Annotated in this window: 21 protein-coding genes; 3 read left to right on the plus strand and 18 right to left on the minus strand. The window is 69.5% G+C overall.

The window, feature by feature from the left end; all coding sequences use genetic code 11:
* Positions 1 to 33 precede the first annotated feature (33 nt).
* The 11 genes from HD592_RS06570 to HD592_RS06620 form a co-directional block, all read right to left on the minus strand.
* Positions 34 to 579, minus strand: coding sequence for an adenine phosphoribosyltransferase (locus HD592_RS06570; RefSeq protein WP_184452713.1), 546 nt, complete (start codon positions 577 to 579; stop codon positions 34 to 36).
* Positions 576 to 1,670, minus strand: coding sequence for a protein translocase subunit SecF (gene secF / locus HD592_RS06575; protein ID WP_184452714.1), 1,095 nt, complete (start codon positions 1,668 to 1,670; stop codon positions 576 to 578). The genes HD592_RS06570 and secF overlap by 4 nt, the downstream gene beginning before the upstream one ends.
* Entirely contained in the window at positions 1,670 to 3,595 is a 1,926-nt protein-coding gene (gene secD / locus HD592_RS06580; RefSeq protein ID WP_184452716.1) for a protein translocase subunit SecD, read from the minus strand. The genes secF and secD overlap by 1 nt, the downstream gene beginning before the upstream one ends.
* Before the next feature lie 31 nt (positions 3,596 to 3,626).
* Positions 3,627 to 4,016: a preprotein translocase subunit YajC gene (locus tag HD592_RS06585; RefSeq protein WP_320657639.1), complete on the minus strand. Its 390-nt coding sequence runs from the start codon at positions 4,014 to 4,016 to the stop codon at positions 3,627 to 3,629.
* Positions 4,017 to 4,099: 83 nt separating this feature from the next.
* Positions 4,100 to 5,134 carry a Holliday junction branch migration DNA helicase RuvB gene (gene ruvB / locus HD592_RS06590; protein ID WP_184454521.1) on the minus strand — a complete coding sequence of 345 codons (1,035 nt, stop codon included), beginning with the start codon at positions 5,132 to 5,134 and terminating at the stop codon, positions 4,100 to 4,102.
* Between the two features lie 4 nt (positions 5,135 to 5,138).
* Positions 5,139 to 5,738 carry a Holliday junction branch migration protein RuvA gene (ruvA, locus tag HD592_RS06595; protein ID WP_184452718.1) on the minus strand — a complete coding sequence of 200 codons (600 nt, stop codon included), beginning with the start codon at positions 5,736 to 5,738 and terminating at the stop codon, positions 5,139 to 5,141.
* 45 nt (positions 5,739 to 5,783) lie between these two features.
* A complete protein-coding gene (ruvC, locus tag HD592_RS06600; RefSeq protein ID WP_154477503.1) occupies positions 5,784 to 6,413 on the minus strand; it encodes a crossover junction endodeoxyribonuclease RuvC in 630 nt (209 codons plus the stop codon).
* 10 nt (positions 6,414 to 6,423) lie between these two features.
* Positions 6,424 to 7,014: a pyridoxal 5'-phosphate synthase glutaminase subunit PdxT gene (gene pdxT, locus HD592_RS06605; protein WP_184452720.1), complete on the minus strand. Its 591-nt coding sequence runs from the start codon at positions 7,012 to 7,014 to the stop codon at positions 6,424 to 6,426.
* Positions 7,008 to 7,910 (minus strand): pyridoxal 5'-phosphate synthase lyase subunit PdxS, encoded by a 903-nt coding sequence (gene pdxS / locus HD592_RS06610; protein WP_184452722.1) that lies wholly within the window; start codon positions 7,908 to 7,910, stop codon positions 7,008 to 7,010. Before pdxS ends, pdxT begins: the two co-directional genes overlap by 7 nt.
* A 2-nt stretch (positions 7,911 to 7,912) precedes the next feature.
* On the minus strand, positions 7,913 to 8,671 hold the full coding sequence (locus HD592_RS06615; RefSeq protein WP_184452724.1) for a YebC/PmpR family DNA-binding transcriptional regulator: 759 nt from the start codon (positions 8,669 to 8,671) through the stop codon (positions 7,913 to 7,915).
* Positions 8,672 to 8,769: 98 nt separating this feature from the next.
* Positions 8,770 to 9,261 carry a SixA phosphatase family protein gene (locus HD592_RS06620; RefSeq protein WP_184452726.1) on the minus strand — a complete coding sequence of 164 codons (492 nt, stop codon included), beginning with the start codon at positions 9,259 to 9,261 and terminating at the stop codon, positions 8,770 to 8,772.
* Positions 9,262 to 9,300: 39 nt separating this feature from the next.
* Between HD592_RS06620 and HD592_RS06625 the strand changes: the two genes are divergently transcribed.
* Complete coding sequence (locus HD592_RS06625; RefSeq protein ID WP_184452728.1) at positions 9,301 to 9,516, plus strand: hypothetical protein; 216 nt, start codon at positions 9,301 to 9,303, stop codon at positions 9,514 to 9,516.
* On the opposite strand, the gene HD592_RS06630 is transcribed toward HD592_RS06625, so the two are convergent.
* From HD592_RS06630 to glgA, 7 genes are read right to left on the minus strand one after another with little or no spacing between them, the layout of a single operon-like run.
* On the minus strand, positions 9,507 to 10,187 hold the full coding sequence (locus tag HD592_RS06630; protein ID WP_184452730.1) for a histidine phosphatase family protein: 681 nt from the start codon (positions 10,185 to 10,187) through the stop codon (positions 9,507 to 9,509). The genes HD592_RS06625 and HD592_RS06630 overlap by 10 nt on opposite strands.
* 12 nt (positions 10,188 to 10,199) lie before the next feature.
* Positions 10,200 to 13,142, minus strand: a complete 2,943-nt coding sequence (locus tag HD592_RS06635) for a bifunctional [glutamine synthetase] adenylyltransferase/[glutamine synthetase]-adenylyl-L-tyrosine phosphorylase (RefSeq protein ID WP_221437837.1) — start codon at positions 13,140 to 13,142, stop codon at positions 10,200 to 10,202.
* The gene (locus HD592_RS06640) at positions 13,142 to 14,476 is read right to left on the minus strand and encodes a glutamine synthetase family protein (RefSeq protein WP_184452734.1); all 1,335 of its coding nucleotides are present in this window, start codon (positions 14,474 to 14,476) and stop codon (positions 13,142 to 13,144) included. The genes HD592_RS06635 and HD592_RS06640 overlap by 1 nt, the downstream gene beginning before the upstream one ends.
* Positions 14,477 to 14,507: 31 nt before the next feature.
* Positions 14,508 to 15,404 (minus strand): SPFH domain-containing protein, encoded by an 897-nt coding sequence (locus HD592_RS06645; RefSeq protein ID WP_184452736.1) that lies wholly within the window; start codon positions 15,402 to 15,404, stop codon positions 14,508 to 14,510.
* A complete protein-coding gene (locus HD592_RS06650; RefSeq protein WP_246429997.1) occupies positions 15,401 to 15,862 on the minus strand; it encodes an NfeD family protein in 462 nt (153 codons plus the stop codon). The genes HD592_RS06645 and HD592_RS06650 overlap by 4 nt, the downstream gene beginning before the upstream one ends.
* 12 nt (positions 15,863 to 15,874) lie before the next feature.
* A complete protein-coding gene (locus HD592_RS06655) occupies positions 15,875 to 16,672 on the minus strand; it encodes an ABC transporter ATP-binding protein (RefSeq protein WP_184452738.1) in 798 nt (265 codons plus the stop codon).
* 31 nt (positions 16,673 to 16,703) lie between these two features.
* Positions 16,704 to 17,936, minus strand: a complete 1,233-nt coding sequence (gene glgA, locus HD592_RS06660) for a glycogen synthase (RefSeq protein WP_184452740.1) — start codon at positions 17,934 to 17,936, stop codon at positions 16,704 to 16,706.
* Between the two features lie 170 nt (positions 17,937 to 18,106).
* Here glgA and HD592_RS06665 point away from each other — a divergent pair, with 170 nt between their 5' ends.
* Positions 18,107 to 19,345, plus strand: a complete 1,239-nt coding sequence (locus HD592_RS06665; protein WP_184452742.1) for a glucose-1-phosphate adenylyltransferase — start codon at positions 18,107 to 18,109, stop codon at positions 19,343 to 19,345.
* Positions 19,342 to 20,040 carry a phosphoserine phosphatase SerB gene (gene serB / locus HD592_RS06670; RefSeq protein WP_184452744.1) on the plus strand — a complete coding sequence of 233 codons (699 nt, stop codon included), beginning with the start codon at positions 19,342 to 19,344 and terminating at the stop codon, positions 20,038 to 20,040. The genes HD592_RS06665 and serB overlap by 4 nt, the downstream gene beginning before the upstream one ends.
* Positions 20,041 to 20,054 lie beyond the last annotated feature (14 nt).

Raw genomic sequence — 20,054 nt, forward strand, 5'->3', positions numbered from 1 at the left:
GGCTTGTGACCTGGGATACACGAAACGAGGGCGCTACACGAGCAGGGCGGACTCGACCTTCACGCCCGATCCGGCGAGCACCTCCCGCCCGTTGAAGGCCTCGAGTTCGAGGAGCACCGCGATCGTCTCGACCTCGGCGCCGCAACGGCGCAGGAGCTCCACCGAGGCGTTCGCCGTCCCGCCCGTCGCCAGGACGTCGTCGACGACGAGCACCCGGGAGCCCGGGCGGACCGACTCGGGACGGATCTCCATGCGGGCGGTCCCGTACTCGAGGGCGTAGTCGACCCCGATCACGTGCCCGGGCAGCTTCCCGGCCTTGCGGATCGTGAGCATGCCGACGCCGAGCTCCGTCGCCAGCGGCGCCCCGAGGATGAAGCCGCGCGACTCCAGGCCCGCAACCGCATCGATCGTGCCCGCGTAGCGCTCCCCCAGGATCTCCATGAGCTCCTTGAAAGCGGGACCGTTCGCGATGAGCGGCGTGATGTCCCTGAAGAGGACGCCCGGCTCGGGGAAGTCGGGGATCGAGCCGAGATTCGAGGAGACGAGGTCCCCCACGTGCGCGCCGAGTTCACCGCTCATCGTCCGGCCTTCTTCCTTCTGGGCTGCGAGGCGTTCGGCAGGCGGTGCCCCGGTGCGATCGGCGCCACCTTCACGGCGGCCGATGCGCCCCGGCCCGGGCCCTCCGAAACGGCGAGCCGGCCCGCGCGCTCCTTCGCGACGACCGCATCGTGCTCCTTCGTGCGCGCCAGGTGCTCCTGGAACATTACGAGGAGCGGGGAGGCGATGAAGATCGAGGAGTACGTGCCCGCGATCATGCCGACGAAGAGGGCGAGGGAGATGTCGGTGAGCGTGCCCGTGCCGAGCATGAGCGAGCCGATGATGAGGATCGCGCCCACGGGCAGGAGGGCCACGACGGAGGTGTTGATCGAGCGCACCATCGTCTGGTTCACCGCGAGGTTCACGTACTCGGCGAAGGTGTAGCGCTTCTGGTCGTACAAGTCCTGAGTGAGCTCACGGACCTTGTCGAAGACGACGACCGTGTCGTAGAGCGAGTAGCCGAGGATCGTGAGGAAGCCGATCACCGTCGCCGGCGAGACCTCCACCTGGGTGATGACGAAGACCGCCAGAGTCACCGCGACGTCGTGCACGAGGGCGAGCAGCGCGGCCGCCGCCATCGTCCACGAGCGGAAGTACACCGTCATCAAGAGCGCCACGAGCACCATGAAGATGACGAGCGACTGAGCGGCCTTCGAGGTCACCGACTGACCCCACGAAGGGCCGATCGACGAGGACTGCACGTCGGCGGGATCGACCGAGTAACCGGCCGCCAGCGCATCGCGGATCTGAGCCGCCTGATCGGAGTCCACCGAGGCTGTCTGGATGCGCACGGAACTCGTGCCGACGCGCGTCACCTTCGCCGTGTCGACGATCTTCGTGGCGGTGACGATCTCGCTCGCCTTGGTCTCCGACTGGTCGGAGACGTTCGCCACGTCGAACTGGGCGCCGCCGGTGAACTCGATCGAGCGATTGAGGCCCACGAAGAGCGGCAGGAGCAGGCCGATGATAATGACGACCGCCGCGATGCCGACGAAGAGCCTGCGCTTGGGGACGACGGCGTAGGACTTGTCACCCGAGTACAGGGCGTTGCCCCATTGAGCGAAGGACATCATCACTTGTCTCCGTCCGTGTCGGCGTTCGATTCAAGGCCCGAGGGCGCGGGCGCCTCGGCCTTCGCGGCGAGCCTCGCGGCGCGCCGCCTCTGAGCGATCGAGGAGCCCTCGCCCTCGGGGAGCGCATCCTCGCCCGCCGCCTGGGCGAGGGGGGCGCGCACGGCGACCCGGCCGCGGCCCGCGTACACGAGCCCGGACTTCGCGCCGAGGTGCTCCGGATCGAGGCCGGACAGGGGGTGGCCCTGGCCGAAGAAACGGGTCCTGATGAGCAGCTTCATCATCGGGTGCGTGAAGAGGAAGATGACGACGAGGTCGATGAGAGTCGTCACGCCGAGCGTGAAGGCGAAGCCCTGGACGCCGCCGACCGCGAGCAGGTAGAGGACGACGGCCGCGACGATGTTGACCGCATCCGAGACGAGGATCGTCCGCTTGGCCCGATCCCAGCCCTCGTCGACTGCGGCGACGAGCGGGCGCCCGTCGCGGACCTCATCGCGCACCCTCTCGAAGTACACGATGAAGGAGTCCGCCGTCACGCCGACCGCCATGATGAGGCCCGCGACGCCCGCGAGCGAGAGGCGGTAGCCGAGCGTCCAGGACAGGATCGCGATCGTGAGGTAGGTCAGTCCCGCTGCGAGGATGAGCGAACCCGCGGAGATGATCGACAGGCCCCTGTACTGCCAGATGAGGTAGCAGATGACGAGGAGCAGGCCGATCGCACCGGCGAGCAGGCCCTTCTCCAGGTGATCCGAGCCCAGGGTCGCCGAGATCCTCTGCTCGGACTGGACCTCGAAGTTCAGGGGCAGCGAACCGAAGTTGAGCTGGTTGGCGAGGGCCGTCGCGGACTTCGCCGTGAAGTTGCCCGAGATCTGCGCGCGGCCGTCGGAGATGATCGCGTTCATCGAGGGCGCGGTGATGACGACGCCGTCGAGCACGACGGCGAAGTGATTGCGGTCGGGCTTGCCGAAGAAGGACTGGCCCTGCGCGTCCTGGGTCTGGAAGGAGTAGAGGATCTTCGAGGAGTCCGCGAACTGCTGGGTCCCGGTCTTGTCGAACTGAAGATCGACCCCCCACTGGCCGGTCGTCTGACCGGTCGAGTTGGTGATCTGACCGGCGTTGGCCGAATCGAGGTTCGCCCCGGCGACGGAGACCGGTCCGAGGAGGTACTTGATCGCGCCCGAGTCGTCGCATGCGGCGAAGGGCTTGTCGGCCGGGCCCTCGCGGCGCTTCGCCGAATCGCCCGCCGCGCAGTCGAGCGTGTAGAAGTCGAAGAGCGCCTGCTCGGTCACCCACGCGAGGTCCGAGGCGTTCTCGGGCGAGGAGGCGGGATCGGCAGAGAGCGCGCCGTCCCCGTTCGTGTCGGCGAGCTGCATCGCCGAGGCCTCATCGAGGGCCGTCGAGGTGAGCTTGGTCGACTGAGGCTGATCGCCCGACTGGGCCACTTCGGCCGACTGCGGCGCCTCGCCCGACTGAGCGCCGGTCGCGCCCGACTGAGCGGTCACCGCGGGAGCCGCCGAGGGGGCGGCGGCCTGGGCGGCCGCGATCTGAAGCACGGGCCGGAAGTTCATCTGCGAAGAGGAGCGGATGAGATCGAGGGTCTCCTGGGAAGGTGTTCCCGGGATCGAGACCACGATGTTGTCCTGGCCCATCGAGGTGATCTCCGATTCGGCGACGCCGGAGGCGTCGATTCGATTGCGGATGATCGAAATCGCCTGAGTGATGTCCTCTTCGGTGATCTGCCGGTCATCGGCCTCGGTCGATGTCGGGGTGAGGATGAGCTGCGTTCCGCCCTGCAGGTCGAGTGCGAGCGAGGGGACGTAGGACGCCCCCTGTGTGAGGTTGCCAATGACGAGCGCCGTCACGGCCGCGATGATCGCGACGAACAGGGTGACGAGCGAGCGCAGGGGTCGGCGCTTACGAGTTGACACGATGATTCTCCCGATCCCGGATTGCGGGACTTCAGTTCTTTTCTTCGTTTGCCGCGTCTTCGGGCATGTCGAGGCCGAGGACCGGTTCGATCGCCTCGGGCTCCTCATCCGCTTCCTGCGACTCGGCGGCGAAGGGCGGCTGCGTTCCGACTTCACGGATCATCTGGCGGTCCCAGTACATCTCCGTACCGTCGACGGTCTCGAGGACGACGACGTCGCCGTCCTGATCGACGAAACGGCCCCAGAAGCCGACCGCGGTGCGGACCCACGCGCCCGGCACGAGCTCCTCGGCGAGCTGGCGCTCGCGCTCCGCCTGCTTCTCCGCAGCCTTCTGGCGCGAGCGGTTCGAGAACCACATCATCGCGATGAGAAGAATGCCGAGCATAATGAACATGCCGTACTGACTGATGAACTGCTCCACTGATCGCCTCTTTCGTCGGTATGCGCTGACGCGCCCGGGACAGTCTACCCGTAGTCGACGCCGCTGAGCGACGAAGACGCCGATCAGCCGAAGAGAGTCGAATCGGGCGGAGGGGTGAGGCCCAGATGCGTCCAGGCCTTCGGCGTGGCCGCCCGGCCGCGGTTCGTCCGCACGAGGAAGCCCTCCCTCACCAGATAGGGTTCGGCGACCGTCTCCACCGTCTCGGCCTCCTCGCCGACCGTGACCGCGAGGGTCGTCAGGCCCACGGGGCCGCCCGCGAAGCGCCGGCACACCGCGTCGAGTACAGCGCGGTCCAGCCGGTCGAGTCCGAGCGGGTCGACCTCGAACAGGGCGAGGGCGCCCTTCGCGGCCTCCAGATCGAGCGAGCCCGAGCCCCGCACCTGCGCGTAGTCGAGAACCCTTCTGAGCAGGCGGTTGGCGATCCGCGGCGTCCCGCGCGATCGCGACGCGATCTCATGCGCCGCCGAAGCGGCGATCGGCGCCCCGAGCAGCTCCGCCGAACGGGTGACCACCGACTCGAGTTCGTCGGTCTCGTAGTACTCGAGATGCGCGGTGAACCCGAAGCGATCGCGCAGAGGGGCCGGCAGCAGGCCGGAGCGGGTCGTCGCGCCGACGACGGTGAAGGGCGGAAGCGTGAGGGGGATGGAGGTCGCGCCAGGCCCCTTGCCGACGATGACGTCGACGCGGTAGTCCTCCATGGCGAGGTAGAGCATCTCCTCGGCGGTCCGCGCGAGCCGGTGGATCTCGTCGATGAAGAGGACGTCGCCCTCCTGAAGGCCCGAGAGGATCGCGGCGAGATCACCCGCGTGCTGGATCGCCGGGCCGGAGGTGAGGCGCAGGGATGTCCCCATTTCCGCCGCGATGATCATGGCGAGCGTCGTCTTGCCCAGTCCGGGGGGGCCTGCGAGCAAGACGTGATCGGGGGGCGCGCCCCGGCCGCGCGCCGCGTCGAGGACGAGTTGGAGCTGGTCGCGGACGACCCTCTGGCCGACGAACTCCGCGAGGTGCTTGGGCCGCAGCGCGGCTTCGGCGGCCCGTTCGAGCTCCCCGGCGTCGGGGGCGACGATCCGCGCGGCCTCGGGCCCGAGCATGTCCATGGGTTCAGGCACGTCCGCCTCCCAGTCTCACGAGCGCGGCGCGCAGGAGATCGGATGCGCCCAGCCCCTGACCCCCGAGGGCGTCGATCGCGCCTCCCGCTTGCGCGTCGGACCATCCGAGGGAGACGAGGGCGGCGCGCACCTCCGCTTCGACGGCGCCCGAGGAGGCGGGGGCCGATTCGCGGATGCCCTCGAGCGCCGCGGGAACGCCGAGTTTGTCCCCGATCTCGAGGGCCATGCGCTGAGCGGACTTCTTCCCCACTCCGGGGATGCGCTGGAGGGTCGTCAGATCCTGATCGCGGACGGCCCGGCGCAGTTCGTTCGGGGTGAGCACCGCGAGAGCGGCGAGCGCGATCCTGGGACCGATGCCCGAGACCGTTTGAAGGACGGTGAAGACCTCCCTCTCGTCGGGGGTCTCGAAGCCGACGAGCGACAGCGAGTCCTCGCGCACGATGAGACTCGTATGGATCGTCGTCTCCTCACCGGGCGTCAGGGACTGCGAGAGCGCGGGCGCGACCCTCACCGAGAATCCGATGCCCCCGACGAGGAGGACGACCGATTCCAGATCGGTCGACGCGACCGTTCCGGTGAGCTGAGCGATCACTGAGGTCCCTGCTTTCTCTTGCCGAGGGCGAACACCTGTACGATTCTAGCCCCGGCGCAGCCTGGGATCGACGGCTCCGGTGCGGCGTTGCGCCGCTTGGGCCTCCGCCCAGGCCCGTTGGGCGGGGGTCATGCTCCCCTTCGATGTGAGGCGCCCCGAGAGGGAGACGCTCACCGAGGAGTCGTCGCCCGCCCCGAGCAGTCCGGTCCCCCGCCATGAGTGGCAGATCGCGATGGCCAGGGCGTCGGCTGCGTCGGCGGGACGCGGCGGAGCGTCGAGACCGAGGATCCTGGCGATCATCGCCTGGACCTGCGCCTTGCCCGCGCGCCCGTTGCCCGTGACGGCGGATTTCACCTCCGAGGGCGTGTGGACCGCCATCGGCAGTCCCGCCCTGCCCACGCAGGTCATCGCCGCCCCCATGACCTGCATCGTCGTCGTGACCGATTGCAGGTTGTCCTGCGCGAAGACCCTTTCGATGGCGACGACCTCCGGTTCGTAGAGGCGGATCGCCTCATCGATCGCGTCGGCGACCGTCCGCAAGCGGAAGTGCGTGGCGAGGTCCTTGTCGGAACGGGCGACCGATACGTGAACGAGGCGCGCCCTGCGGGCCGCGTCGACGTCGACGACGCCGATGCCGCAGCGCGTGAGTCCGGGGTCGATCCCCATCACCCTCATGGGCCGGTCCTCAGGATCCCCGCACGAGGGAGACGAAGAGCCCGTGCATCCTGCGGTCCCCTCCGATCTCCGGATGGAAGCTCGTCGCGAGCGCCCTGCCGGAGCGAACCGCGACGATCGGCCCGGCAGGGTCGTCGCCCGCACGGGCGAGCACCTCGACGCCCTCCCCCACGGACTCGACCCAGGGGGCCCGGATGAAGACGGCGTGGAAGGGGTCGGCGAGGCCCTTCACCTCGAGGTCCTCCTCGTAGGAGTCGACCTGGCGCCCGAAGGCGTTGCGGCGCACGACCATGTCGATCGCCCCGAGGCTCTTCTGGTCGGGGCGGCCGTCGAGGATGTGCGAGGCGAGCATGATCATGCCCGCGCAGGTGCCCCACACGGGCAGGCCCGCGTCGATCCGCGCCTTGAGGGGGTCGAAGAGGCCGAAGGCGAGGAGGAGCTTCGACATGGTCGTCGACTCCCCGCCGGGGATGACGAGGCCGTCGACCGCTTCGAGCTCCCCGGGCCTGCGCACTGCGAGCGCGCGGGCGCCGGATTCCTCCAGCGCCCGCACGTGCTCGCCGACATCGCCCTGAAGGGCGAGGACGCCGATCGTCACCATCCGCGCTCCGCGAGGCGGTGGCTGACGGGGACGTCGTCGACGTTGATGCCGACCATCGCCTCGCCCAGGCCGCGCGAGACCTCCGCGATGACCGAGGGGTCGTCGTAGAAGGTCGTCGCCTTGACGATGGCCGCGGCGCGCTTGGCGGGATCGCCCGACTTGAAGATGCCCGAGCCGACGAAGACGCCCTCGGCGCCGAGCTGCATCATCATCGCCGCATCCGCGGGGGTCGCAATGCCGCCGGCGGTGAAGAGGACGACGGGGAGGCGCCCCTCGCGGGCGACCTCGGCGACGAGCTCGTAGGGGGCCTGGAGCTCCTTGGCCGCGACGTAGAGCTCGTCCTCGGGAAGACTCGTGAGGTGGCGGATCTCGTCGCGGATCTTGCGCATGTGGGTCGTCGCGTTCGAGACGTCGCCGGTCCCGGCCTCCCCCTTGGAGCGGATCATCGCCGCGCCCTCGTTGATCCTGCGGAGGGCCTCGCCCAGGTTGGTCGCACCGCAGACGAAGGGGACGGTGAAGTTCCACTTGTCGATGTGGTGGGAGTAGTCGGCCGGGGTGAGGACCTCGGATTCGTCGATGTAGTCGACGCCGAGGGACTGGAGGACCTGGGCCTCGACGAAGTGCCCGATGCGGGCCTTCGCCATGACGGGGATCGACACGGCGTTGATGATGCCGTCGATGAGGTCGGGGTCCGACATGCGGGCGACGCCTCCCTGGGCGCGGATGTCCGCCGGGACGCGCTCGAGCGCCATGACGGCGACCGCGCCCGCGTCCTCGGCGATCTTCGCCTGCTCGGGGGTGACGACGTCCATGATGACGCCGCCCTTGAGCATCTGGGCCATTCCTCGCTTGACGCGAGCGGTTCCGACCTCGCGGGTGGACTCGACCTCGGTCATGGTCACTCCTCTTCTTCGAGCTGCACGCGGACCTCGTCGGGCAGCGTCATGTTCGTGTAGATGTTCTGGACGTCATCGGAATCCTCGAGGGCGTCGATGAGCTTGTTCACCTTGAGGGCGCCTTCGAGGTCGAGCTCGACCTCGGTCGAGGCGACGAACTGGACCTCGGCGGAGTCGTAATCGATGCCGGCGGCCTGGAGGGCCTTGCGGACCTCGATGAGGTCGGAGGGATCGGATTCGACGACGAAGAGCTCGCCCGCGGCGGTCACGTCCTCGGCGCCCGCGTCGAGCACCGCCTCGGTGAGCGCGTCCTCATCAACGCCCTCGGCGGGGACCTCGATGACGCCCCGGCGCGAGAAGAGGTAGGAGACCGAACCGGGATCGGCGAGGGAGCCGCCGTGACGGGTGAAGCCGAGTCGGACGTCGGAGGCGGCGCGGTTGCGGTTGTCGGTGAGGCACTCGACGAGGAAGGCGACGCCGTTGGGGCCGTAGCCCTCGTACATGATCGTCTCGTAGTTCGCTCCGCCGGCCTCGGCGCCCGAACCGCGCTTGACGGCGCGCGTGATGTTGTCGGCGGGGACGGAGTTCTTCTTCGCCTTCTGGATCGCGTCGAAGAGGGTCGGGTTGCCCGCGGGGTCGCCACCGCCCGTGCGCGCGGCGACTTCGATGTTCTTGATGAGTCGCGCGAAGAGCTTGCCGCGCTTGGCGTCGATCGCGGCCTTCTTGTGCTTGGTGGTCGCCCACTTGGAGTGTCCCGACATCAGTGCTCCCTCTTGGGATGGATTGAATACCGGCCCATTCTACCGACCGCGAAAGCCCACTTCGAGATGGAGCGCTCCGCGTGGGACGAGGTGACGAATCACTCGAAGCGGGGGGCGATGAGCATCTCCACGCCGAGGCCCGCGCCCTCGAAGGCCTCGAGCGCGGACGGGTAGCGGATGACGAGCGCGCTCGCAGTCGGCATGCCCCGTGCGAGCAAGGCCTTCGCCTCCTCATCGCCGAGGAGGAGGCCCGCTTGGGAGATCGTCGGTTCATGGCCGACGACGAGCAGCGTTCCGGCGTCGAGTGCGCGCGCATCCGCGAGTAGCGAGCGGGCGCCCTCGAGGTAGAGCGCGGAGTGCGTGAGCGACTGCGAGACGCTGAGGGCCCGGGCGATCCCCTCGAAGGTGCGCCGTGCCCGCAGCGCCGGGGAGACGAGGGCGAGATCGACGGCCCCTGAGACGGGGGCGAGCATCCTTCCGAGCTCGAGGGCGCGCATGGCCCCCGAAGGCGTCAAGTCGCGCAGTTCGTCGCGGGGCCCGCCGGGGCAGGCATCGGCGTGCCTGACGAGGATGAGGGTGCGCTGTTCCATGCGGGAACACTACAGTGCCGCAGGGAGGAGGTGGTCGACATGTCTTTGGCACGCGGACCCGAAGAGGGGGTGTGCGCGGCGCGGGAGTGCTCGCGACCGGCGACCCTGCGCATCGAGTGGTCGAACCCGAAGATCCCCTGGGCGGTGTCGAAGGTCTGGCTCTCATGCGCCGAGCATGAGGCCTTCCTCGCCGACTACATGCGATACCGGGGCTTCCCCTTCGAGATCGCGCCGATCGGGGATGCTCAGGACTGAGGGCGCTCCCAGGCGTCCACCGGGCGATCGTTCCAGGTGCGCGCGTGGAGCGCGCCGATGAGGCGGCCCGGGTCCTCGGCGCCCAGATCCTCGGGCCACTCGCATACGACGGTGCCCGTGTTCCCCATGAAATGCGTCATCACCAGGCCCCCGGAGATGTTGTCGGCGAGCGTCGAGGCGAGCAGCCGCAGGAGCGCGCCGTGCGCGACGATCACCCCGACTCCCCCGGCGTCGATCGCGCGCACGCGCCGGGCGACCTCGGCCACCACGGGGAGCGCGCGTGAGAGCGCCTCGCTCCCGGTCTCCCCTCCCCGCATCCTGAAGTCTGGACGCGCATGCGACCAGCGCCCCGTGCCCTCGACGTAGAGCGAATCCGAATGCGGATCGGCGTTCATCTCCACATCGCCCGAGCGCAGCTCCCGGATCCCCGGGCGGATGAGCGGCGTGAGGCCGTACTTCGCGCACAGCGGCGCACAGGTCTGGCGCGTCCTCGTCAAGGGGGACACCGCCAGGACGAGGGGCGGGCCCGCGACCTCCCTCTCCCAGCGCTCGGCGAGGCGCTCGGCCTGAGCGAGGCCATCGGGAGTCAGCGGCAGGCCGGGCCTGCCCGTATCGAGGGCGTGCGCCCTGTTCGCGTAGGTCTCGCCGTGACGGACGAGGACAAGTTCCATTCGTTCCCTCAATCATTCCCAGAAGAGCCGGTCCATCACGGCCCGGCTCCGCCTCGCAGCCCTCATCCAGTCCTCCTCGAGATCCGCCTCGGAACCGGCACGGTAGCCGAGCACGCGGGCGAGCGGAATGAGCTCGCGCGCATCGCGCGGCAGGGCGTCGAGCTTAGCGCCCGACATCCTACCCGTCGTGAGGACGTTGCCCGCACGGATCCGCGAGGCGAGGCTCCACGCGGCCGACAGGACCTCCCCGTCCTCGGCGCTGATCGCCCCCTCGGCGACGAGGGCCTCCAGGGCCTCCATCGTCGAGGGCGAGCGGAATGCCGGGTGATCGGAGGCCAGGCGGAGCTGGAGGAGTTGAACGACCCACTCGACATCGCTGAGCCCGCCGGGGCCGAGCTTGACGTGCCTCGCGGGTTCGGCGCCCCGGGGGAGGCGCTCGCTCTCCATCCGCGCTTTGAGGAGGCGGATCTCCTTGAGCCCGGCGGCGCCGAGGGGCCCGGACCAGCGGAGAGCGTCGATCGCGTCCCCCGCGGATGCGATCAGCTCGGCCGGTCCGGCGACGGGGCGGGCCCGCAGGAGCGCCTGGCGCTCCCAGGTCGAGGACCACTTCGAGTAGTAGTCCCTCAATGAATCGACGGTCCGCGACATCGGCCCCGATCTGCCCTCGGGGCGTAGATCGAGGTCGAGGGCGACGCTCATCTGCGAGGTCGTCCTGCCCAGGAGCGCTTTGACGCGGTTGACGATCCACGTCGCCGACTCCGCCGCCTCCGCGGGGCTCGCGCCCCCGGCCTCGGCGTGACAGGCGATGACGTCGGCGTCCGAGGCGTAGGAGGACTCCGATCCCCCGTAGCGGCCCATCGCGAAGAAGACGACGCGCGCCCTATCGGCGCCGTGGCGCTCCGCGTCCTCGCGCTGGGCGATGTTCAGCGCGCCGATGAGCGCCGCGTCCGTCGCCTGGGCGATCGCCTTCCTCGTCGGCGCGATCCCGATGAGCAGATCCGCCATCGCCGAGCGGAGGAGCTCGCGCGAACGCACGGCGCGCGTGCGGGCCGCCGCGTCCTCGGCATCCGGGTGCCTGCCGATGAGCGAATCGACTTCCCTCCCGAGGGCCGCGGGCATCCGGGCCTCGAGGTCCGCATCGGAGTCGAGCCAGGCGACCGCCTCGGGGGCGGTCGACAGCGCCTCGGCGATCCACCGCGAATTCGGGAGCATCCGGCACAGGCGCGAGGCCGCGACCCCCGAATCGCGGAGCAGCGCGAGGTACCAGTGCGAGTCGCCGATCTGCTCGGACAGGGTCCTGAAGGACAGCAGGCCGAGATCGGGATCGGCGCCATCGGCGAGCCAGGAGATGAACACGGGGAGCAGATGGCGCTGGATGAGCGCGCGCCTGCTCGTCCCCCGTGTGAGCGCCCCGATGTGCCCGAGCGCCCCGTTCGGATCGATGTAGCCGATCGCGGCGAGCCTGGCGCGCGCGCCCTCTTCATCCAGGGCCGCCTCGTCCGGGCTCAGCCCCGCCGTCGCGGTGATGATCGGCCGGTAGAAGACCTCCTCGTGCAACTCGCGCACCCTGGAACGGACGCGCTCCAGTTCGCGCAGGAAATCGGCCTCCGTGGCGAAGCGCTCCGGATCGATCGCCCGGCCGATGCTGCGCAGCTCCGCAGCGGAGGTGGGGACGAGGTGCGTCCTTCGCATCCGGGTCAACTGGACCCTGTGCTCGACGGCCCGCAGGAAGCAGTAGTGCTCCTTGAGCTCAGCCGCATCGCTCCGGGCGACGTAGCCGCCCGCGCTCAGCGCGTCGATCGCCTCGACCGTCGAGGCGACCCGCAAGGACTCGTCGGTCCTGCCGTGGACGAGTTGGAGCAACTGGACCGTGAACTCCACGTCGCGCAGCCCGCCCCTGCCGAGTTTGAGCTCCCGATCGGCCTGGTTGCGCGGGATCGAGTCCTCGACCCGCCGGCGCATGGCCCTCGCGTTCTCGACGAAGCCCTCGCGCCCGGCGGCCGACCAGACGAATTCCGAAGCGGTCAGGGCGAATCGCCTGCCGAGCTCCGCATCGCCGGCGGCCGGGCGCGCCTTGAGCAGCGCCTGGAACTCCCAGTTCTGCGCCCACTTCCTCCAGTACTGGACGTAGGAGTCCAAGGTGCGCACGAGCACGCCGTTGCGGCCCTCGGGACGCAGATTCGCATCGACCGTCCACAGGGGCTGCTCGGCGCCCGCCCCCGAACACGCCTGGGCGGCGATCGCCGCCAAACGGGCCCCCAGTTCCACCGCCTCGCGCTCATCGACGCCCTCGGCGGGCTCCACGACATACACGACATCCACATCGGACACGTAGTTGAGTTCGCGCGCCCCGGTCTTGCCCATCGCGATGACGGCCAGGCGCGCGCGCCCCTCGGGATCGATATCCCTCCTCGCCAGGGCCAGCGCGGCCTCCAAGGCCGCATCGGCCAGATCCGAGAGCCTGCTGCCCACCGAGGGCATGTCCCGAACGGGATCCGGGCTCGCGAGGTCGTCGGCGACGAGGTCGAGGAGGACCCTCCGGTAGGCCCGCCTCATGTCATCGGCGCTCGCCCGGGGCGCGGCGATCGGGAGATCCGCACCCGGATCCGCTCCGAGCGACTCGAGAAGCGCGCGGCGGGCGGGCGGGGGTTCGACCCAGACGCCCTCGGCGCGCGAGGGCTCCGCGACGAGATGATCGCCCCACCACGGCGAGGCGCCGAGCACCCCGACCAATCGGGCGAGCCGGTCCCCGCCCTCGTCGATGAGGCCGGACAGCATCGGCGGATCGGCCTCGGCCAGTCGCAGCGCCGTCAGCACGGCGAAATCCGGATCCGCGCAGCGGGCGCACACCCGCACCCACGTCTTCGGGTCGCCCGGGAGGCCGGCGAGGAAGGACTCGGCGCGAAGGGGGTCCAGGAACCCCGCTTGCCGCAGGTCCTTCGAGGTCACGGGCATCAGTAGACCTTGAGGAACTGGCGGATCTCCTGCGGAGTGATCTGGCGACGGTACTCCAGCCACTCGTTCTCCTTGTTCCTCACGACGTAGTCGAAGACCTCCTCGCCGAGGGCCGCCGCGACGAGGTCGGATTCACGCATGAGCCTGACCGCGGACGAGAGCGACGCGGGAAGGGCCTCGATGCCCAGGACCTGGCGCTCGCGGTCGGTGAGGTCCCAGACGTTGTCCTCCGCCTCGTCCATGAGCTCGAGGCGCCGTTCGATCCCGTCGAGCCCGGCCGCGATGAGGACCGCGAGGGCGAGGTAGGGGTTCGCCGCGGGATCGAGGGCCCGGTACTCGATGCGGGCCGCCCGCCGCTTGTCCGGCTTGTACACCGGAACGCGGATGAGCGCGGACCTGTTGTTGTGGCCCCAGCACACGAAGGAGGGCGCCTCTCCCCCGCCCCACAGACGCTTGTAGGAGTTCACGTGCTGGTTCGTGACCGCCGTGATCTCCCGCGCGTGCGCGAGCAGGCCCGCGATGAACCAGCGCCCCGTCCGCGACAGCTGGTACTCGCCCGAGGGGTCGTAAAAGGCGTTCTCCTCGCCCTCGAAGAGGGACAGGTGCGTGTGCATCCCCGATCCCGGGTGATCGATGAAGGGCTTGGGCATGAAGGTCGCGACCAGGTCCTCGCGGAGCGCGACCTCCTCGATGACCGTGCGCGCCGTCATGATGTTGTCCGCCGCGGTCACCGCATCGACCGCGCGTAGATCGATCTCGTTCTGCCCCGGCCCGCCCTCGTGGTGGGAGAACTCGACGGGGATGCCCATGTCCTCGAGCATCCTCACGGCTCGGCGGCGGAAGTCGTTGGAATCCCCCCGCGCGACGTGATCGAAGTAGCCGGCGTTGTCGACGGGCACCATGCGGTCGACCGAGACCGGCGGCCGCAGGAGGTAGAACTCGATCTCCGGATGGACCATCACCGTGAAGCCCAGCTCCCTGGCGCGCGCCACGACCCGCTCCAGGACCGCCCGAGGATCCGAGTGGGCCTGCTGACCGTCGGGCGTGTACACGTCGCAGAACATGCGGGCGACGGGATCAGCGGTGCCCCTCCACGGGAGGAGCTGGAAGGTCTGCGCGTCCGGCCGGAGCAGCATGTCGGACTCGTGCACACGGGTGAGCCCCTCGATCGAGGAGCCGTCGAAACCGATGCCCTCCGTGAAGGCGTCCTCGAGTTCGCCCGGGTCGATCGCCACGGACTTGAGGACGCCGGCGACGTCGGTGAACCACAGTCGGATGAAGCGGATGTCACGCTGGGCGACCTCCCGCATCACCTGTTCCTGCTGATGGTCCATGTCTCCTCCTGGCCGCCTCGCCCGACGAGGCTCAGTCCTGCTTCGCGGCGCCGAAGCCCTTCGAGATCGAATCCAGTGCGGCGGTGAGCTCCGTCGGCACGACCCACACCTTCGAGGACTCGCCCTTGGCGAGCTCGGGCAGCATCTGGAGGTACTGGTAGCTCAGCAGATCCGGAGTCGGGTTGCCGTCGTGGATCGAGGCGAAGACCGTGGCGATCGCCTCCGCTTCGCCCCGCGCGCGGGTGACGGCGGCCTCCGCCTGGCCCTGGGCCCGCAGGATCGCCGACTCCTTCTCGCCCTCGGCCTGGAGGATCTGGGACTGGCGCACGCCCTCGGCGGTCAGGACGGCGGCGCGCTTGTCGCGTTCGGCGCGCAGCTGCTGCTCCATGGCCTGCTGGATCGAGGGCGGCGGATCGATGGCCTTGAGCTCGACGCGGTTCACCCTGATGCCCCAACGGCCAGTCGCCTCGTCGAGGACCCCCCGCAGCTGAGTGTTGATGGAATCACGGCTGGTCAGGGTCTGCTCGAGGTCGAGGGAGCCGATGACGTTCCTCAGGGTCGTCACGGTGAGCTGCTCGATCGCCTGGATGAAATTGGCGATCTCATAGGTCGCGTGCATCGGGTCGGTCACCTGGTAGTAGATGACCGAATCGATCGAGACGACGACGTTGTCGGCCGTGATGACCGGCTGGGGCGGGAAGCTCGTCACCTGCTCGCGCAGATCGACGCGCGAGGCGATGCGATCGACGAAGGGCACGAGGACGTGGAAGCCCCCGTACATGACGGTGTGGAACTTGCCGAGGCGCTCGATCACGAGGGCCCGGGACTGCGGGACGATCTGGATCGCCCGTCCGAGGGCGAATGCGACGAGGAGAACGAGGAGGATCAGGACGATCCATCCTCCGAAGATCTGCGGGAGCTCGGTCACGGGTGTCTTCCTTTCGATGGTTCGGAACCGTCATCTGAGGCTTCGACGAGCGCCGTGGCCCCGTCGATCGCGAGGACGCGGACCTGCGCGCCCTGGGCGAGGGGCGGGCCCTCGGTGCGGGCCGACCAGACCTCGCCCTCGAGCCTGATGCGCCCGTCGTGCGCATCGGTCTCGGCGAGGACGACCGCCCGGGCGCCGACGAGGGCGTGGACGTTGGTCCTCACGTCCGGCGTCGAGGCGGCCAGGCGCGCCTTGATCCACGGCCGCCCCAGGAGGAGGCCGAGGACGGCGACGAGGGAGAATACCGCGACCTCGATCGCGAATCCCGCCCCGAGGGCGCTCGCGGCGCCCGCTCCGAGCGCGCCCAGCGCGAGCATGAGGAAGACGAAGTCGACCGTGCCGACCTCGATGATGCCGAGGACGACGGCCCCGGCGAGCCACCACATCGCGTGTCCCATGGCGTTCCCTCCCTATCGGGCCCGTGCGGCGCCCCGCGCCCACCAGCGGCCCGAATCACCACGGCCCGCCAGGAGCGGCAATCCGTATGCGGCCGAGAGGTCGACGCCGTTGATCGCCCGGTCGATCGGACCGGCGCTCAGGATCGATCCCCCGGACATGAGGGCCGCGTGAGTGACGCCTGCCGGGATCTCCTCGACCTGATGAGTGATGAGGACCAGTTGGGGCGCGTCGGGCGCGGCGATGATCTCCTCGAGGGCGCCGACGAGCAGCTCGCGCGCCCCCAGGTCGAGTCCGGCGGTGGGCTCGTCGAGGATGAGGACCTCGGGATCGGGCATGAGCGAGCGCGCGAGGAGCACCCTCTGGGCCTCCCCCTCCGAGAGGGTGGAGAATTCGCGGTCCGCCAGGCGGGCGACCCCGAAGGCCGAGAGAAGGTCCTCGCAGCGCGCGTCGTCGAGCGCCTCGTACTGCTCGTCCCGATGCACCGTGACGCCCCATGCCCCCGTGCGCACGAGGTCGCGCACCGTGCTCCCGGGCCGGATCGAGGGGGCCGAGGACTTCGACACGAGGGCGACGCGGGTCGCCAGTTCGGCCGGACGGATGCGCGCGACGTCCTCGCCGAGCAGGGTCGCGGTCCCCGAGGTGAGGCGCAGACGCCCCGAAACGGCGCGCGCGAGGCTCGTCTTCCCCGCGCCGTTGGGCCCCAGGACCACCCAGTGCTGCGCGGGCGCCGTCGTCCAGGAGACGCCGTCGAGGATCGGGTGCCCCCTGCGGGCGACCACCGCGGCGTCGAGTGAGAGTACAGAGCTCATGCCCCAACCCTACCTGCGAGATCCGCCCGGGTCATTCGGTACCCAGGAGTTCGCCGTAGAGGGCGGCGGTCGCATCGCCGATGGCCTCCCACGAGAAGAGGTCACGGGCCCTGGCCAGTCCCGCCGCGCCCATCCGCGCCGCCAGCTCGGCGTCGTCCAGGACCGCCGTGAGCCTTTCGGCCATGTCCCCTTCGAATCGCCGGGGATCGAGCGGGGTCCCCGTCCCGTCATCGAGCTGGTCGATCGGAACGAGGTAGCCGGTCTGCCCGTCGACGATCACATCGGGGATGCCCCCGGTGGCCGTTCCGACGACCGGCAGCTCCAGGGCCATCGCCTCGAGGTTGACGATCCCGAGGGGCTCGTAGACCGAGGGGGTGATGAAGACGGTCGCCGCATCGAGGATGGCCGCGACCTCCGGCTGGGGCAGCATCTCGGTGATGAGGACGACGCCCGCTCGGCCTCGGCGGAGCTCTTTCACGAGCCCCTCGACCTCGGCGGCGATCTCGGGCGTATCGGGGGCGCCAGCGCACAGGACGATCTGGACGTCGTCGGGAAGGAGGCGGGCGGCGCGCAGGAAGTGCGGGAGCCCCTTCTGCCGGGTGATCCGCCCGACGAAGACGACCGTGCGCCGCCGCGGATCGATCCCGTGCTCCTTCAGGACGCGCTCCTGGCGTTCGAGCTCCTCCTGGGTCCGCGGGGCCCTCCACTTCTCGAGATCGATGCCGTTGTGGATCACTCGGACGCGTTCGGGGTCGATCGCCGGGTAGCAGCGGAGGATGTCGTCGCGCATCCCCTTCGACACCGCGACGATCGCGGTGGCCGCCTCGTAGGCGGTGCGCTCCACGAAGGAGGAGACCCGGTAGCCCCCGCCGAGCTGCTCGGCCTTCCACGGCCGCAGGGGCTCGAGGGAATGGGCGGAGATCACGTGCGGAACGTCATTGAGGAGGGCCGAGAGGTGACCCGCGAAGTTCGCGTACCAGGTGTGGGAGTGCACGAGGTCGGCGCCCGAGGTCGCATCCGCGATCGCGAGGTCGACGCCGAGGGTCTTGAGGGCGGGATTCGCGCCCGCGAGCTCCGCGAGATCGGCGTGCCCGGTCACGCCCGGGTCCGCTCCGGGCCCCCCGTCGACCCGGGGGCCGTCGAATGCGTGGACGCGCAGGTCGGCGACCCTGTCCCTCAGGACTTTGGCGAGCTCGAGGACGTGGACACCGGCTCCTCCGTAGACGTGCGGAGGATATTCACGGGTGAGGAGGTCGACGCGCATGGGTTTCCTTCCGAGCGACCGGCATATGCGCTCCAAGCGTACCAAGCCGTGACTGAGGTCACGCACGAGCGGGGCCCGGAGCGCGCCCTCACCCCGCCCCGCGGTCTATGATCGGCGCCACACCCGCGGAACTCCTGCGCGCCGGGACCATTGCCGCATAGTCTGTGCTCATGGCCAAGAATCACGTGCTCGCTATCGTTCTCGCCGGCGGAGAGGGCAAGCGGCTCATGCCGCTCACCGATGACCGCGCGAAGCCCGCCGTTCCCTTCGGCGGTCATTTCCGGCTCATCGATTTCGCCCTGTCGAACATCGTGAATTCCGGATACCTCAAGGTCGTCGTCCTCACCCAGTACAAGTCGCACTCGCTCGACCGCCACGTGACGAAGACCTGGTACACGTCCCCCCTCCTGGGCAACTTCATCGCGCCGGTGCCGGCCCAGCAGCGGCGCGGCCCCCACTGGTACCTCGGCAGCGCGGACGCGATCTACCAGTCGCTCAACATCGTCGACGACGAGCAGCCCGACTACATCGTCATCATCGGCGCGGACAACATCTACCGGATGGACTTCTCGCAGATGGTCCAGCACCACATCGATTCCGGTCTGCCCGCCACCGTCGCGGGCATCCGCCAGCCCATCGAGATCGCCTCCGCCCTCGGCGTGATCGACGCCCAGGACGGAGTCATCAAGGAATTCCTCGAGAAGCCGGAGGCGCCGGAGGGCCTGCCCGACGACCCGACGAAGGTCCTCGCATCGATGGGCAACTACGTCTTCACGACGAAGGACCTCATCGCGGCACTCCGCGAAGACGCGCACAACCCCGACTCCAAGCACGACATGGGCGGGAACATCGTGCCCTGGTTCGTCGAACGGGGCGAATGCGGCGTCTACGACTTCAAGGACAACGACGTGCCGGGATCGACCGATCGCGATCGGAACTACTGGCGCGACGTCGGCACCCTCGACGCCTACTACGACGCCAATATGGATCTCATCTCGGTCCACCCGGTGTTCAACCTGTACAACCGCGACTGGCCGACGATGACGATGATCGACGGCTCCCTGCCCCCCGCCAAGTTCGTCTACGGCGACGAGCACTCCCGGATGGGCCATGCGGTCGATTCCTTCGTCTCCCCGGGCGTCATCGTCTCGGGCGGCGAGGTTTACCACTCGATCGTCTCGCCGAACTGCTACGTCCATTCGTGGGCGCAGGTGACCGACTCGGTGCTCATGCACGGCTGCCGCATCGGGCGCCATGCGGTCGTCGCCAAGACCATCCTCGACAAGAACGTCCTCGTCGAGGAGGGCGCCGCGATCGGCGTGGACTTGGAGTACGACCGCCAGCGCGGATTCACCGTCACCGAGTCGGGCATCACGATCGTTCCCAAGGGCACGGTCGTCAGCCGGTGAGGCAGGCCCGCGACCCCCTCGTCCCGACCGCCGCTTCACTCGGCAGGAGCGCCGCCTCCCCTCCGCCGCGCCTCGTCGTGACGGACGTCGATTCGACGCTCATCGCCGAGGAGGTGATCGAAGAGCTCGCCGCCCGGGCCGGAACCCGTGAGCGCGTCGCCCGGATCACCGCGAGGGCGATGAACAGCGAGATCGACTTCGCCGATTCGCTTCGCGAGCGCGTCGCCACGCTCGCCGGGGTTCCGCAGAGCGTCTTCGCGCAGGTCCTCGATGAGGTGCATCCCACCGAGGGCGCCCAGGAGCTCATCGACGCCGTGCACGCCCACGGCGGGGCCTTCGGCGTCGTGTCCGGGGGCTTCGAGGAGGTCGTCGCCCCCCTCGCCCGGCGGATGCGGATCGATCATTTCCTCGCCAATCGCCTCGAGATCAGCGCGGGCCGCCTCACCGGCCGGCTCCTGGGCGACATCGTCACGGCGGAGGCGAAGGCGCGGGCGCTCAAGGAGTGGGCGCGCCTCCATGACGCCGACCTCGCCCTCACCGTCGCCATCGGGGACGGGGCCAATGACATTCCGATGATGCGGACGGCGGGTATCGGCATCGCGTTCTGCGCCAAGCCCGCGGTTCGCGAAGCCGCCCGGCACGCTCTCGACCTGCGTCGGCTCGATGCGCTCATCGGCCCCCTCGGCTTGGGGTGAGGCGACGAAGCGGG

The sequence above is a fragment of the Schaalia hyovaginalis genome, from assembly GCF_014208035.1.
Lineage (GTDB): Bacteria > Actinomycetota > Actinomycetes > Actinomycetales > Actinomycetaceae > Pauljensenia > Pauljensenia hyovaginalis.

What these genes read in the sequence shown, in the direction of transcription:
- HD592_RS06615 (WP_184452724.1), bottom strand. Translation starts at nt 8,671, where the DNA reads ATGTCGGGACACTCCAAGTGGGCGACCACCAAGCACAAGAAGGCCGCG.
- HD592_RS06570 (WP_184452713.1), bottom strand. Translation starts at nt 579, where the DNA reads ATGAGCGGTGAACTCGGCGCGCACGTGGGGGACCTCGTCTCCTCGAAT.
- HD592_RS06650 (WP_246429997.1), bottom strand. Translation starts at nt 15,862, where the DNA reads ATGGGACACGCGATGTGGTGGCTCGCCGGGGCCGTCGTCCTCGGCATC.
- secF (WP_184452714.1), bottom strand. Translation starts at nt 1,670, where the DNA reads ATGATGTCCTTCGCTCAATGGGGCAACGCCCTGTACTCGGGTGACAAG.
- glgA (WP_184452740.1), bottom strand. Translation starts at nt 17,936, where the DNA reads ATGCGCGTCGACCTCCTCACCCGTGAATATCCTCCGCACGTCTACGGA.
- HD592_RS06665 (WP_184452742.1), top strand. Translation starts at nt 18,107, where the DNA reads ATGGCCAAGAATCACGTGCTCGCTATCGTTCTCGCCGGCGGAGAGGGC.
- HD592_RS06620 (WP_184452726.1), bottom strand. Translation starts at nt 9,261, where the DNA reads ATGGAACAGCGCACCCTCATCCTCGTCAGGCACGCCGATGCCTGCCCC.
- HD592_RS06655 (WP_184452738.1), bottom strand. Translation starts at nt 16,672, where the DNA reads ATGAGCTCTGTACTCTCACTCGACGCCGCGGTGGTCGCCCGCAGGGGG.
- pdxT (WP_184452720.1), bottom strand. Translation starts at nt 7,014, where the DNA reads ATGGTGACGATCGGCGTCCTCGCCCTTCAGGGCGATGTCGGCGAGCAC.
- pdxS (WP_184452722.1), bottom strand. Translation starts at nt 7,910, where the DNA reads ATGACCGAGGTCGAGTCCACCCGCGAGGTCGGAACCGCTCGCGTCAAG.
- ruvB (WP_184454521.1), bottom strand. Translation starts at nt 5,134, where the DNA reads ATGGACATGCTCGGGCCCGAGGCCGCGCGGATCGTCGCCCCCGACGCC.
- HD592_RS06625 (WP_184452728.1), top strand. Translation starts at nt 9,301, where the DNA reads ATGTCTTTGGCACGCGGACCCGAAGAGGGGGTGTGCGCGGCGCGGGAG.
- HD592_RS06635 (WP_221437837.1), bottom strand. Translation starts at nt 13,142, where the DNA reads ATGCCCGTGACCTCGAAGGACCTGCGGCAAGCGGGGTTCCTGGACCCC.
- HD592_RS06630 (WP_184452730.1), bottom strand. Translation starts at nt 10,187, where the DNA reads ATGGAACTTGTCCTCGTCCGTCACGGCGAGACCTACGCGAACAGGGCG.
- HD592_RS06640 (WP_184452734.1), bottom strand. Translation starts at nt 14,476, where the DNA reads ATGGACCATCAGCAGGAACAGGTGATGCGGGAGGTCGCCCAGCGTGAC.
- ruvC (WP_154477503.1), bottom strand. Translation starts at nt 6,413, where the DNA reads ATGAGGGTGATGGGGATCGACCCCGGACTCACGCGCTGCGGCATCGGC.